This window comes from Lactiplantibacillus mudanjiangensis, assembly GCF_005405385.1.
In the GTDB taxonomy this organism is placed as follows: domain Bacteria; phylum Bacillota; class Bacilli; order Lactobacillales; family Lactobacillaceae; genus Lactiplantibacillus; species Lactiplantibacillus mudanjiangensis.
The window spans coordinates 65149-79498 of the sequence record NZ_BJDY01000005.1 but is presented as its reverse complement, the minus strand read 5'-3'; the positions used below and the strand labels follow the sequence as shown (position 1 = coordinate 79498).

The 14350-nt window shown below is 43.8% G+C and carries 10 protein-coding genes; all 10 read left to right on the top strand.

Annotation, left to right across the window (positions count from 1 at the left end; all coding sequences use genetic code 11):
- The first annotated feature begins 133 nt into the window (after positions 1–133).
- The gene (gene yfmF / locus FFM84_RS11515) at positions 134–1396 is read left to right on the top strand and encodes an EF-P 5-aminopentanol modification-associated protein YfmF (protein WP_130845686.1); all 1263 of its coding nucleotides are present in this window, start codon (positions 134–136) and stop codon (positions 1394–1396) included.
- Complete coding sequence (gene yfmH / locus FFM84_RS11510; RefSeq protein ID WP_130845687.1) at positions 1396–2697, top strand: EF-P 5-aminopentanol modification-associated protein YfmH; 1302 nt, start codon at positions 1396–1398, stop codon at positions 2695–2697. Before yfmF ends, yfmH begins: the two co-directional genes overlap by 1 nt.
- Before the next feature lie 103 nt (positions 2698–2800).
- Positions 2801–3697: a helix-turn-helix domain-containing protein gene (locus tag FFM84_RS11505; protein ID WP_130845688.1), complete on the top strand. Its 897-nt coding sequence runs from the start codon at positions 2801–2803 to the stop codon at positions 3695–3697.
- Positions 3698–3719: 22 nt separating this feature from the next.
- Complete coding sequence (gene pgsA, locus FFM84_RS11500) at positions 3720–4304, top strand: CDP-diacylglycerol--glycerol-3-phosphate 3-phosphatidyltransferase (protein ID WP_130845689.1); 585 nt, start codon at positions 3720–3722, stop codon at positions 4302–4304.
- A 113-nt stretch (positions 4305–4417) separates the two neighbouring features.
- The gene (locus tag FFM84_RS11495; RefSeq protein ID WP_130845690.1) at positions 4418–5680 is read left to right on the top strand and encodes a competence/damage-inducible protein A; all 1263 of its coding nucleotides are present in this window, start codon (positions 4418–4420) and stop codon (positions 5678–5680) included.
- A 91-nt stretch (positions 5681–5771) separates the two neighbouring features.
- A complete protein-coding gene (gene recA, locus FFM84_RS11490; protein ID WP_130845691.1) occupies positions 5772–6845 on the top strand; it encodes a recombinase RecA in 1074 nt (357 codons plus the stop codon).
- Between the two features lie 228 nt (positions 6846–7073).
- On the top strand, positions 7074–8633 hold the full coding sequence (gene rny / locus FFM84_RS11485) for a ribonuclease Y (protein ID WP_130845692.1): 1560 nt from the start codon (positions 7074–7076) through the stop codon (positions 8631–8633).
- A gap of 150 nt (positions 8634–8783) precedes the next feature.
- A complete protein-coding gene (locus tag FFM84_RS11480; RefSeq protein WP_130845693.1) occupies positions 8784–9590 on the top strand; it encodes a TIGR00282 family metallophosphoesterase in 807 nt (268 codons plus the stop codon).
- Positions 9591–9612: 22 nt separating this feature from the next.
- Entirely contained in the window at positions 9613–12261 is a 2649-nt protein-coding gene (gene mutS, locus FFM84_RS11475; protein ID WP_130845694.1) for a DNA mismatch repair protein MutS, read from the top strand.
- Positions 12262–12284: 23 nt separating this feature from the next.
- Positions 12285–14285, top strand: coding sequence for a DNA mismatch repair endonuclease MutL (gene mutL, locus FFM84_RS11470; RefSeq protein WP_130845695.1), 2001 nt, complete (start codon positions 12285–12287; stop codon positions 14283–14285).
- Positions 14286–14350 lie beyond the last annotated feature (65 nt).

The window sequence follows — 14350 nt, the reverse complement described above, 5'->3', positions numbered from 1 at the left end:
ACTTCTCATTTTTTAGTACTTTTACCAGTTACACTGCAAATGACAACTTTTTTGAAAATAATTGCGACTGACAAAGTTGCGTCAACATAGCCTTTCGCTTATTATTTATACATACAATCAAGGAGGACTGAATTTGCAAGTTCAATTAGCAAAAGGGGTTCAGTTGACGACGGTAACTAGTCATCAATTTAAAACCAACCAAATTATCGTTAATTTTAGAGCGCCACTGCGACGTGATGAAATCACAAAACGGGCGTTGATTACCAATTTATTAGAGACCAGTTCGGCCGACTATCCTGACCAACGGGCCTTAGCACATGCGTTAGCGAATATGTATGGCGCGGCATTTGGTGCTGGTGTGAGTCGCAAGGGACCGACACATAGCCTCCAATTAGCCATTACAGTCCCAAATGAACGTTATTTAGACACTGACGACGCCTTAACGGCCAGTGCCATTCAATTTTTACAAAATATTATTTATCGGCCACTGGTCAAAGATAGCCAGTTTGACCAAGCAACGTTTGATCGTCAAGTGATTAACTTAAAAGCATCGATTGAATCAGTTACTGATGATAAACAATACTATGCGGCGCAAAAGCTTAACGAAGCGTTGTTTGACGGTATGCCAGCTCAACAGATTCCAAGTTACGGGGTGACGACCGATTTAGCATCGATCAATGCCCGTGACTTGTATGCCTACTATCAACGGGTATTGGCCCGTGATCAGATTGATATTATCGTGGTGGGGGATGTAGATGTTGACGATGTGACGGCTCGTTGGCAAGCAGTCGGTTTTACGGATCGTCCAACGGATCAGTTAGCGCCGTTTTTTAAACATCAAAATCTAGGTCGCTACGTTGAAATCCAAGAACGGCAAGACTTGAGTCAAGCTAAGTTAAACTTGGGGTATGATTTGCCAGTCTTTTATCGCGGTGAACATTACTATGCGGCTTTAGTGTTTAATGAGCTTTTTGGTGGATCACCGTTGTCGAAGTTATTCATGAATGTGCGGGAAAAGGCTAGTTTAGCCTATTATGCTAGCAGTTCACTGGACACGTTCCGTGGCGTGATGAAAGTTCAAGCCGGGATCGATGGTCATAAGCACGATCAAGTATTAGCCATTATTGACGAGCAACTGACGGCGATTAAGCATGGTGACTTTACTGATGACTTAATGGCCCAAATTAAACTAGGGTTAATTAATGATTTTGAATCAAGTCTAGATAGTCAACGAACGTTTGCGATTCAAGCGTTGATCGACGATTTAACCAAGCGCACCATTACGGATGACGACTGGCTACAACAAATTCAGGCCGTTACTCGTGAACAAGTTCAAGCTGTCGCCCAATTAGTGACTTTAAATAACGGCTTCTTTTTGAATGGAGGTGGGCAGTAATGGACGTTAAGCAATATGAACAATTTAATGAAACCAGTTATCAAACCAAGTTGACTAACGGTTTAACGGTGACGATGTTACCAAAAGCGGGTTATCATAAGACTTATGCGGTGCTAACGACCAATTATGGCTCGATTGATAACACCTTCGTTCCGGCTGGCGAAACGGAATTACGTCGTTTCCCAGATGGTATCGCGCACTTTTTGGAACATAAAATGTTTGAAAAAGCCGATCATGATGCATTTCAAACCTTTGGTCAATATGGGGCGAATGCGAATGCCTTTACCAGCTTTACACGGACGAGTTACTTATTTTCAGCGACCCGTAACTTGCGTGAAAATTTGGAGACCCTACTTGATTTTGTTCAAGATCCTTACTTTAGTAAGCAGACCGTTGAAAAAGAAAAAGGGATTATTGGGCAAGAAATCGAAATGTACAATGATGATCCCAGTTGGCGCTTGTATTTTGGGATGATTGGCAATCTGTATCCAAACCACCCGTTGCAATATGATATTGCTGGGACGACCGAATCAATTGCTAAGATTACGGCCGATGATTTATATGCCGCTTATCGGACTTTCTATCATCCAGAGAACATGACGTTATTTGTGGTTGGTAAATTAGATCCTGATGAAGTTCTGGAATGGATCAATAATAATCAAGCTAAGAAGCACTTTGACGCTTTCCAACCAATCGAACGTAAACTGCCAGCCACGATTACTGACGGCCACGATATTATTCCGTATCGGATGATTAATATGCCGGTTAATCGTGCTAAAACCGTTGTTGGGGTGAAGGGCCTAGCTCCCGTTGAAGTTGGCTTATCGGCCTTGAAATATCGAGCAGGGGTTAACGTCTTATTAGAATTATTGTTTGGCGATACCTCTCAAAATTATCTAAAGCTCTATGATCAAGGCGTCATCGATGATACATTTGGTTATGATTTTGAACTGCAAAATGGGTTTAATTTCTTGACCTTTAGTGGTGAAACTAATGAGCCAGCTCAATTTGATGCCGCGATTATTGCCGGTTTAGAGAATTGGACCCAGGCCGTCGATGGTCAAGAAAACTTACTAGCGATGATTAAAAAAGAAATGATTGGCCGAGTTGTCTTTATGGCGAATTCGCTTGAAGCGGTGGCTAATCGTTATGATCAGCAGCTATTTGGCAACAGGACGTTGTTTGATGAACCCGCAATCATTGCCAGTTTAACGTTGGCTGATATCCAAGCGATTGCGCGTGAATTACTGACATCACAAGCCATTAGTGAGTATCAGATTCAGCCGGTAACCAAGGGTTAAGGAAGTCTGAAATTTCGCGTGATTAGTTTCGACGAGACAACGGCTGTGCTATACTATGAAACGAAAGATTTTTGAAAATAGACTTAGGGTGGAGAAAAAGTCAATGAGTGAAAATGAAGAAAAAAGCAGTATTGGGGCGCGGTTAAAAGCCGCGCGGACCGCTAAAGGGTTAACAATTGATGATTTGCAACAAATCACCAAGATTCAAAAACGATATTTAATTGCGATTGAAGATGAGCAATTTGATAAGTTACCGGGTGATTTTTATGTTCGGGCCTTTATCAAGCAATATGCTGATACGGTTGATTTGAATGGGAATGACTTGTTGCAAGAATACCGCGATGAATTGCCTGCAACTCATGCCGAAGTGAATGTGCAAAACGTGGATGACGTCCAACCAACACGGACGGCCACACGTGAACAGCCAACTAGTCCGACGAATCGAGTACGGAACTATTTACCAACGATTATTATTACGGCGATTGTCGTTTTAATTTTATTGTTTATCTGGTTTATGGCTGTGCGGACCCATTCTAGCTCAAGCACGGCCGCTAGTTCTAGCAGTTCATCGACTCAAGTATCGAGTTCTAAGACTAGTAGCAAAGCTAGCTCAAAGAAAGCTGCAAGTAGCAGTAGTGCTGCTAAGGCTAGTTCAAAGAAGGCTGCGACTAAGAAGAGCAGTAGCAAGCAAACGATTAAAGCAGTTGGTAGCAGTACCACAGCTTATACGTTGACTAATGGCGCCAAGAAAAACAAGATCGTTTTAAAGGCGTCTAAAGCTGCTTGGACTTCTGTCACAACCAATGGTTCAACAACTTGGCAAGGGACGTTAACAGCTGGTGGGTCACACACCGTAACGTTACCAAGTAATGCCACCACCGTTAAATTCCAATTTGGGAATGCAGCGGCAACTTCAGCAAAAATTAATGGTAAGACGTTTAATTTCAATCCCGACAATAGTACCACACAAGTACGGACGATTACGTTAACCATTAAATAAGCGCTGTAAAGGAGTTTGAGCCTTGAATTTACCCAATAAATTAACCGTGTTTCGGATTATCTTAATTCCCGTTTTTATTCTGATTATGGTCTTACCTTTAGACTGGGGCCAAGTCGTTTGGCTAGGAACGACAATTCCGATGACACAAGTATTGGCAACCATCATTTTTGCGGTGGCGTCACTAACCGATTTAGCTGATGGCAAGATTGCACGGCATCAACATTTGGTGACTAATTTTGGTAAGTTTGCTGACCCGTTAGCAGATAAAATGTTGGTGATGACGGCCTTAATCATCTTAGTGCGGTTGAATGCTGCACCCGACTGGGTTGTAGCGATTATCATGTGCCGGGAATTAGCAGTTACTGGGTTACGACTTTTGATTGTCGAAAATAACGGTCAAGTCATGGCAGCAGCTATGCCTGGTAAGATTAAAACAACCACACAAATGATTGCCATCATTTTGTTGTTACTGAACAACGTTGGTTTTGCGGCGCTGAATGTGCCGTTTGCCAGTATCATGCTCTACATCTGTCTCTTCTTCGTCATTTACTCGGGGATTGATTACTTCGTGCAAAATCGCGATGTCTTCTCAGATGGATTTAAATAAGTATCTACCAAAAGTTCTGCTGAAAAGCAGAACTTTTTTAGTGCGGTCATAAATCAATTTCGTATATACTTAACGTAACGAACACACGTTATAAAGAGGAAGGTCAGTCAAGAATGCAAGCAGAAATTATTGCGGTCGGCACCGAAATTTTGCTCGGCCAAATAACCAATACGAATAGTACGTACATTGCACAAGGTTTAGCCGAATTGGGAATTGATAGCTATTATCAAACGGTCGTGGGCGATAATCCCAAACGATTGACAGCGGCGATTGAAATTGCGGCGCAACGTAATGATCTCGTGATTTTATCAGGGGGATTAGGGCCGACAAAAGATGATTTAACTAAGCAAACAGTCGCGCAGTATTTGAATGTCTCGCTGATTGAGGAGCCGACTGCGATGCAAAAGATAACGGCATTTTTCGATCAAAGTCAACAAGTGATGACTGCTAATAATCGCTTGCAAGCCTTGTATCCAGCTGGTGCAACGCCGTTAGTGAATCATAATGGTCTAGCGGTCGGGGCCTTTTACCAATCGCCAGATTCGGCCGATTTCTTATTGTTGCCAGGACCACCGCGCGAGTTGACGATGATGTTTGATACGGAAGCTAAACCAAAGTTACAAGCGGTATATGGTCACCAGGCTCAGATCTATTCACGGGTGTTGCGGTTCTTTGGCATCAGCGAGTCTGAACTGGCCACACGACTGCAACCGTTAATTGCGACTCAAGCTGCAGTGACAATTGCGCCGTACGCTAAGGCCAATGAAGTGACCTTGCGACTAAGTGCTCAAGCAGATACCCAAACTGCGGCTAAGCAGCTAATAGATGCCACTGAAACGCAGATCAAAGTGGCAGCCGGGGACTATTTATATGGTTACGGTGACGACAACTCATTAGCGCAAGTTGTGGTGCAGCGTTTAATTGACTGTCGACTCAGTATAACAGCTGCTGAAAGTTTAACGGCTGGCATGTTTCAAAGCACGATTGGCAGTGTTCCTGGCGTTTCGGCCATTTTTCCCGGCGGTTTTGTGACATATGCCAATGCGGTTAAACATCAGCTGGTTAATGTGCCGCAAGCGGTAATTGATCACGATGGGGTGGTGTCTGAAGCGACAGCTAAGGCGATGGCAAGCGGTGCCCAACAGCAGTTACAGACGGATGTTGCGCTGAGTTTTACTGGTTCAGCTGGGCCAGATCCACTCGAAGGTCAACCGGCTGGAACCGTTTGGATCGGGCTGGCCTATCGAGATAAAGCACCGATTGCCCGGTTGTATCACTTTGCTGGAGATCGGCAACGAATTCGGGAACGGAGTGTCTTGGCCGGATTAGACTTGTTACGACGGCAATTAGTGCTGGACAAGCTGCTTGAAAAATAAACCGAACTTTTGTTCGCTTTTTGCTTGCAATTCGGTGACTGAACAGCTATGATATTAAGAGTTAAGAGCGAGAACCAAAGGAGGAAATAATTTGGCTGATGCACGGCAAGCAGCACTCGATGCTGCCCTTAAAAAAATTGAAAAGAACTTTGGTAAAGGCTCCATTATGCGGATGGGGGATGCGGCAAATACCGCAATTTCAACAATCTCTAGTGGGTCTTTAGCCTTGGACGATGCGCTCGGTGTTGGCGGTTATCCGCGCGGCCGGATTGTGGAAATCTATGGGCCTGAAAGTTCCGGTAAAACGACGGTGGCTTTACATGCCGTTGCGGAAGTTCAAAAGCAAGGCGGGACTGCCGCTTATATCGATGCGGAAAATGCGTTAGATCCTGTTTACGCTGAACACTTAGGCGTTAACATTGATGATCTATTGTTATCACAACCAGATACTGGTGAACAAGGGTTGGAAATTGCTGATGCCTTGGTTTCCAGTGGTGCGGTTGATATTCTAGTTGTCGATTCTGTGGCAGCGTTAGTACCACGAGCTGAAATTGAAGGCGAAATGGGTGATGCCCATGTTGGTTTACAAGCACGGTTAATGTCACAAGCGCTTCGGAAACTTTCAGGAACTTTGAATAAGACCAAGACGATTGCGTTATTCATTAACCAAATTCGTGAAAAAGTTGGGGTTATGTTCGGTAATCCTGAAACGACTCCTGGTGGTCGGGCCTTGAAATTCTATGCGACGATCCGTTTGGAAGTTCGTCGAGCTGAACAGATTAAAGATGGGACCGATATTATCGGGAACCGTGTTCGAATCAAAGTGGTCAAGAATAAGGTAGCGCCACCATTCAAACGAGCTGAAGTTGATATCATGTACGGTCATGGTATTTCACAAACGGGTGAAATTGTCGATATGGCTGCTGATAAAGATATCGTGAAGAAGAGTGGTTCTTGGTATTCATACGGTGATGATCGAATTGGTCAAGGCCGTGAAAATGCGAAGAAATACTTGGCTGAACATCCTGATGTGATGGCGGAAGTTCGTCAAAAAGTGCGGGATGCTTATGGGATGGATGCTAAGGGTGACGAGGCTGAGGAAGCTGCAACCGAAGCTGATCCAAGTGAATTGCCTTTAGATGATGCCACAACTGACGATAAATAAGTTTGATATGAATACCTGTAGCCGTTGTGCTACGGGTATTTTTTTACATAAATATGCAGGCTGAGCCTTGGTTGAAGCCAGTTTCGCGCTGTTTCACATAGGACTTTAAGTTGACACTAGTAGTTTCAAACATTAGAATAACAAGTGTGTAAGTAATCAAAATATAACATCTGAAAATTGATAGTTGATTTTAAGTTAACTGGATTTTGGTGATGCGGAGGTGGAAACATGAATGTTTTCGGTATAATCCTCGCAGTCATCGCAATTGTTGTCGGCTATGTGTTGGGCTATATGATTCGAAAGAACGTCCATGAAAAACAATTGGATGTGGCTCAACATACAGCTGAAGGTATTATTGCTTCAGCAAAGAAGCAAGCGGAGACTCACAAGAAAGAAAAGATTCTTGAATCAAAAGAAGAGAGTCATCGTTACCGAACTGAGGTTGAAAACGAGTTAAAACAACGTCGGAATGAAGTGCAAAAGCAAGAAGACCGATTGTTACAACGCGAAGAAACTTTGGATCATAAGGAAAATACTTTTGAGAAACGCGAAGATGCCCTTAGCAAAAAAGAAGACAAAATTGCTAATGAGCAAAAACGGGTTGAACAGCAGCAACAAAGTGCAGCTTCACTAATCACGCAACGACAGGCTGAATTAGAAAAAGTCGCCGCCTTGTCCCAAGAACAAGCGCGCGATCAGATCCTAACGCAAACGCGGAATCAATTAACGCATGAGCGTGCGGTCATGATTAAAGAAAGTACGGATGAAGTTAAGGCTCAATCCGAGAAGGAAGCTAAAAACTTAATTGTCCAAGCCATTCAACAAAGTGCCGCCGATATGGTCTCTGAAACCACAGTTTCTGTCGTTTCGTTACCAAACGATGACATGAAAGGTCGAATTATTGGTCGTGAAGGCCGAAATATTCGGACGTTAGAAACGTTGACGGGGATTGATTTAATTATTGATGATACCCCTGAAGCGGTTGTTTTGAGTGGTTTCGATCCGATCCGACGTGAGATCGCTAAGATTGCGTTGGAAAAACTTATTCAAGATGGTCGGATTCATCCGGCACGAATTGAAGAAATGGTCGAAAAGGCCCGGAAAGAAATGGACGAAAAGATTCGTGAAACCGGTGAACAAGCGGTCTTTGATTTAGGATTGCATGGGATGCATCCTGATTTAATTAAACTTGTCGGTCGGTTGAACTATCGGACCAGTTATGGTCAAAACGTACTAAGCCATTCGATTGAAGTTGCGAAGTTAGCGGGTGTCTTGGCCGCTGAACTTGGTGAAGATGTTACTGTTGCGAAACGCGCAGGATTATTACACGATATTGGTAAGGCCGTCGATCATGAGATCGAAGGTTCCCACGTTGAAATTGGCGTGGAATTAACAACGAAGTACAAAGAAAATCCAGTAGTCATCAATACGATTGCTTCACATCACGGTGATGTGGAAGCTAAATCAATCATCGCGGTCTTAGTGGCCACATGTGATGCGATTTCAGCTGCCCGGCCTGGTGCCCGGAGCGAATCATTAGAAAACTACATTCATCGACTTGAAAAACTCGAAACGATTGCGAACGCTGAAGATGGTGTTAAGAAGAGTTATGCGATCCAAGCTGGTCGTGAAATTCGAGTAATCGTCAAGCCTAAGGACGTTTCTGATTTACAAGCAACGGTCTTGGCGCACGATATCAAGAAGCAAATTGAAAATGAACTCGAATATCCTGGTCATATTAAAGTGACGGTCATTCGGGAAGTTCGAGCTGTAGACTACGCTAAATAAACCAAGAATAAGTTTGAGACGCTTGCGTCTTAGACTTATTTTTTTGCGATGAAATGAGTTGATTCATCGTTAAAAAGCGTGGTGGAACCGCCAATTTTATGGCAATTAATGCTAAAATGATGATTATAACAGTCAAACAAGGGAGTAATTATGCGAATTTTATTTGTAGGTGATGTCATGGGTAATGTGGGTCAAGAAGCGATCGCGACCTACTTACCTAAGTTGAAACGGCGTTACAAGCCACAAGTCACGATTGTCAATGGTGAAAATGCCACACGAGGTCGTGGGCTTAATGAGTCTGTCTATAAAGCCTTTTTAACGGCTGGTGCGGATGTCATTACGATGGGAAATCATACATGGGATAACAACGAAATCTTTGATTTTATTGGTGGGGCTAAAAAATTAGTGCGTCCCTTGAATTTTCCGACTGAAACCACGCCGGGTGTTGGTTATACGATTGTGAATGTGAATACGGAAAAATTGGCAGTGATTAACTTACAAGGCAATGTCTTTATGGGACAAAACTTGGCTAATCCGTTCTTGACGGTCCAGCCACTAGTGGAAGAATTACGAGAAACAACCCCAAATATTTTCATTGATCTGCACGCTGAAACGACTAGTGAAAAAGAAGCGATGGCTTGGTATCTTGATGGCCAAGTAAGTGCCGTAATTGGCACCCATACGCATGTTCAAACGAGTGATAATCGTGTCTTACCTGGTGGGACGGCCTTTTTAAGTGACGTTGGCTTTACTGGTCCGTATAATGGCATTTTGGGGATGACTCGCGAAAATGTCATTCAACGATTCTTGGAACAAATGCCGACCCGGTTTAATGTGCAAGAAGATAGTCCCGCAGTCTTATCAGGCTGTGTGATTGATCTTGATGGCAAAACTGGCCATGCCAAGAAAATTCAACGGATTTTGATTAATCCAGACCACCCTTATTTTGACGACTAAGCGATGAAAAGAGGAAAAAATAGTGCCACAAAAGACAAGTGATACGCCCATGATGCGGCAATATTTTGCCATTAAAGATCAATATCCCGATGCTTTTTTGTTTTACCGTCTCGGAGATTTCTATGAAATGTTTTTTGACGATGCCATTAAAGGGGCCCAATTACTAGAATTGACCTTAACCACCCGGAATCATTCGGCGACTAATCCGATTCCAATGTGTGGGGTTCCGCATCGTGCGGTGCAAAACTATATTGATATTTTAGTGGATAAAGGCTATAAAGTCGCGATTTGTGAACAAATGGAAGACCCTAAATTGGCCAAAGGGATGGTTAAACGGGAAGTCATCCAGTTAGTTACCCCTGGGACAACGTTAGAACGTGGTGCGGATCAAGCTAAATCAAATAACTATTTAACGGCTTTAGTTCAAGCAGATGGTCAATTTGGTTTTGCCTACGCTGATTTATCAACCGGTGAACTTAAAACGAGTTTGTTGACCACTAACGAAACGTTGATTAACGAAGTCACAAGTTTACAAACTAAGGAAATCGTGGTGGATGCTAGTGTTGACGATGCGTTGCGTGAGCAAATTAAAGCGTTAGGGATCTTGGTCTCTGAACAAAATAAGGTTGAAGCGCAATCTGAATTGAACTACTTGACGCAAGACTTGACTGTCGAACTTGAGAAGCAAGTGGTTGAACATTTGTTGATGTATATCAACGTCACACAAAAGCGTAGTTTAGCCCATTTACAAAAAGCGGTGGCTTATGAACCATCGTACTTTTTGAAGTTAGATCACAACTCGAAATACAATTTGGAATTAACGCGTTCAATTCGAACGGGTAAAAAACAAGGAACTTTATTGTGGTTGCTCGATGAAACCAAGACGGCCATGGGTGGGCGTTTGCTCAAACAGTGGCTAGAACGGCCATTGATTGTTAAAGCCGATATTGAAACACGTCAAAATAAAGTGGCCGTTTTGTTAGATCACTATTTTGAACGTAGTAATTTACAAGAAGAATTAGTCAAAGTTTATGATTTGGAACGGTTAGCCGGACGCGTTGCTTTTGGGAGCGTCAATGGTCGTGATTTGATTCAATTAAAAACTTCCTTACGGCAAATTCCTAAATTACGTTATATTTTGTCAGAACTTGATGCTAGCGTTTTTAGTGATGAAGTGAGCCATTTAGACCCCGTTGAAGATGTTGCTGATTTGATCGATCGGGCGATTGTTGACGAAGCCCCACTTTCAGTGACTGATGGTGGCGTTATCAAAGACGGTTATGATGACCAACTTGATAAATATCGAGATGCCATGAATAACGGTAAAAAGTGGATTGCGGCTTTAGAAGCTCGTGAACGTGAAGAAACCGGTATTAAGACGTTGAAGATTGGGTTTAACCGGGTCTTTGGTTACTATATTGAAGTGACTAAGGCTAACTTGGTCCAACTGCCTGAAGATCGTTATGAACGGAAACAGACGTTGACCAACGCTGAACGATTCAGTACCCCAGAGTTAAAAGAACATGAAAGTTTGATTCTAGAGGCTGAAAGTCATTCTACACAACTAGAATATACGTTGTTTACCAAAGTTCGTGAAGCGGTTAAAGGCGCCATCAAGCGGCTCCAAATCCTAGCCAAAGCGGTCGCAGCGATTGATGTCTTACAAAGTTTCGCCGTGGTCAGTGAAGACTACCATTTTGTGCGACCAACTTTGACGAAATCACACGATTTGGCCTTAACTGATGGTCGGCATCCGGTAGTTGAAAAAGTGATGGGTAACCAAAGCTATGTGCCTAATGATGTGACGATGGGACCAGACGACACCGTGATGCTGATTACAGGGCCTAACATGTCTGGTAAGAGTACGTATATGCGTCAATTAGCTTTGACGGTTATTATGGCTCAGATTGGTTGTTTCGTACCAGCGAAAGCGGCTAAGTTGCCGATCTTTGACCAAATCTTTACCCGAATTGGCGCGACTGATGACCTAATTTCTGGTCAAAGTACGTTTATGGTCGAAATGCAAGAAGCCAACAATGCGATTAAGTCAGCAACAGCGAACAGTCTGATTTTATTTGATGAGATTGGCCGCGGGACGGCGACTTATGACGGGATGGCGTTAGCCCAAGCCATTATTGAGTTTGTGCACAATCATATTCATGCGAAAACGTTGTTCTCAACGCATTATCATGAATTAACGGCCCTTGATCAAGAATTGCCAGGCTTGCATAACGTTCATGTTGGCGCCACCGAACAGAATGGCGAGCTGGTCTTTTTACACAAAGTTGAACCTGGTGCGGCTGACAAGTCTTATGGGGTGCACGTTGCCAAATTAGCGGGCATGCCAGATGCGTTGCTAGACCGAGCCAATCATATTTTAACGGACTTGGAACAACAAGGTAGTACGGTAACAACGTCTGCGTCTGAACCAGCTGAATCGGCAACGCCGATGGTCACTGAAACGGTAGCCGCGGCGCCGGCACCTCAAGTTGAACCAGTGCCAGAAGTGGCTCATGCAGAGGAACAATTATCGTTATTTACTGAACCAACGGTGACTGATCCAAAAGGTGAAAAAGTGTTGCAACAATTGAAAACGTTGAACTTGATGGCGATGACGCCGATGGATGTCATGAATCAATTGTACAAATGGCAACAAAAGTTAGAGAAGTAAGTTTGTAAGAAAGGCTGATGGCAATGGCAAAAATCCATGAATTATCATCCGTGTTAGCGGATCAAATCGCAGCTGGTGAAGTGATCGAGCGACCAGCCTCAGTCGTGAAAGAGTTAGTTGAAAATGCTTTAGATGCGCATGCCACTCAGATTGATGTGATGGTAGCCGAAGCCGGCGTGAAATCGATCCGGGTTATCGATGATGGTGATGGCATCGATGATGATGACGTGTTAACCGCCTTTAAACGCCATGCGACTAGTAAAATTACGTCACGAACGGATCTGTTTAAAGTACGGTCGTTGGGGTTCCGTGGTGAAGCGTTGCCGAGTATCGCATCAGTCGCTGATGTGGTGATGCATACCAGTACCGGAACGAGTGGGACCACGATTCATTATCGTGGTGGCAAGTTATTAAAACAGTCACCAGCGCCATTACGGCCGGGGACCGATATTACCGTAACTGACTTGTTCTTTAACACGCCGGCGCGGCTAAAATATCTAAAATCTCAACAAACCGAATTGGCGAATATTTTAGATATTGTCAATCGGTTGGCGTTAAGCTACCCACAAGTAGCTTTTCGGTTGGTGCATAATCAAAAAGAAGTGTTACGAACGGCGGGGCGTGGTGATTTACAACAAGTCATTGCCGGTATCTATGGTGTTCAAAATGCGCGTAAAATGGTGGCGATTGATGGCCACGATGCCGATTATCAGGTGACCGGTTATGTGGCATTGCCAGAACTAACGCGAGCTAGTCGTCAATACATCTCGTTATTGATTAATGGTCGTTTCATTAAAAATCAGCAGTTAACCAAAGCAGTGATTAAAGGTTATGGCTCCAAGTTAATGGTCGGGCGCTACCCGATTGCCGTGATTGCGTTAACCATGGACCCACTGCTAGTGGATGTTAATGTCCATCCGACTAAACAAGAGGTTCGTTTGAGTAAAGAGCCTGAATTGGCTAAATTAATCGCAACAACCATTACGGATCGATTAGCCAATGTTAACTTAATTCCTTCGGCACTAACCAATTTGGGGAGTCATCGACGGGAACGATTGAATACGGATCAACTGGCGATTGACCTAAATGCGGTGTCTTCACAATATCAGCCAGTCTCACAACCAGCAGCGGTTAAACCGCAATCGGTTGAATCGGCAACGATCACACCGGCGCCTAAATTGCAGCCAACTTCGATGGCGCCGGCCCCGACACTAGCGGCCCAAACGCCGTCGAGTGCGCCAACGGAACCGATCATGATTGCCCAAAAGGCTGAATTAACTTCAGGGCAGATGACCGATTTTGATCAACGCTATCAACATGAAACGCCGTCCTTGCCGTTTGGTGATGAAAGGCCTGAACCCGTTGCTGGTTTTGAGCCAGCGACCAAGGAGACCGCGACGCCTGAAGCGAGCGAACGGTTCCCAACGTTACGTTATTTAGGTCAAATGCATGGGACTTACTTATTGGCAGAAGCCGATGATGGCATGTATATCTTGGACCAACACGCGGCTCAGGAACGGATTAATTATGAATACTATCGTCAAGCCATTGGCGAAGTTAGTGATGATCAGCAAAACTTGCTAGTGCCGATTATTTTAGATTATCCGACGAGTGATATGTTGAAGATTAAAGAACAATTGCCGTTGTTAGCGCAATTGGGTCTGCATTTAGAACCGTTTGGCGGTAATAGCTTCATTGTGCATGCACATCCAACCTGGTTTAAAGCGGGGCAAGAAGAAGACACCATCAAGGAAATGGTCGATTGGTTATTGGCCGATGATCATTTGACGGTGGCCCAGTTCCGTGAGAAAACGGCGATCATGATGTCGTGTAAACGGGCGATTAAAGCCAATCATCATTTGGATGATCAGCAGGCGCGTGCTTTACTCAAAAAATTACCAGGTTGTGAGAATCCATTTAACTGTCCGCACGGGCGACCAGTAACGGTGCATTTTACGAACACTGATATGGAACGAATGTTTAAACGAATTCAAGATAGTCATGAATCACAAACGCATAATTAACAGCTGTCTGAATCGATAAAGTTGATGAGCTAACTAATCGGGTGTCCTGATTAGTTAGCTTTTTT

Bases quoted from the DNA above. Each gene is read 5' to 3' on its own strand.
- yfmH (WP_130845687.1), top strand. From the start codon at position 1,396: ATGGACGTTAAGCAATATGAACAATTTAATGAAACCAGTTATCAAACC.
- FFM84_RS11505 (WP_130845688.1), top strand. From the start codon at position 2,801: ATGAGTGAAAATGAAGAAAAAAGCAGTATTGGGGCGCGGTTAAAAGCC.
- FFM84_RS11495 (WP_130845690.1), top strand. From the start codon at position 4,418: ATGCAAGCAGAAATTATTGCGGTCGGCACCGAAATTTTGCTCGGCCAA.
- rny (WP_130845692.1), top strand. From the start codon at position 7,074: ATGAATGTTTTCGGTATAATCCTCGCAGTCATCGCAATTGTTGTCGGC.
- FFM84_RS11480 (WP_130845693.1), top strand. From the start codon at position 8,784: ATGCGAATTTTATTTGTAGGTGATGTCATGGGTAATGTGGGTCAAGAA.
- mutL (WP_130845695.1), top strand. From the start codon at position 12,285: ATGGCAAAAATCCATGAATTATCATCCGTGTTAGCGGATCAAATCGCA.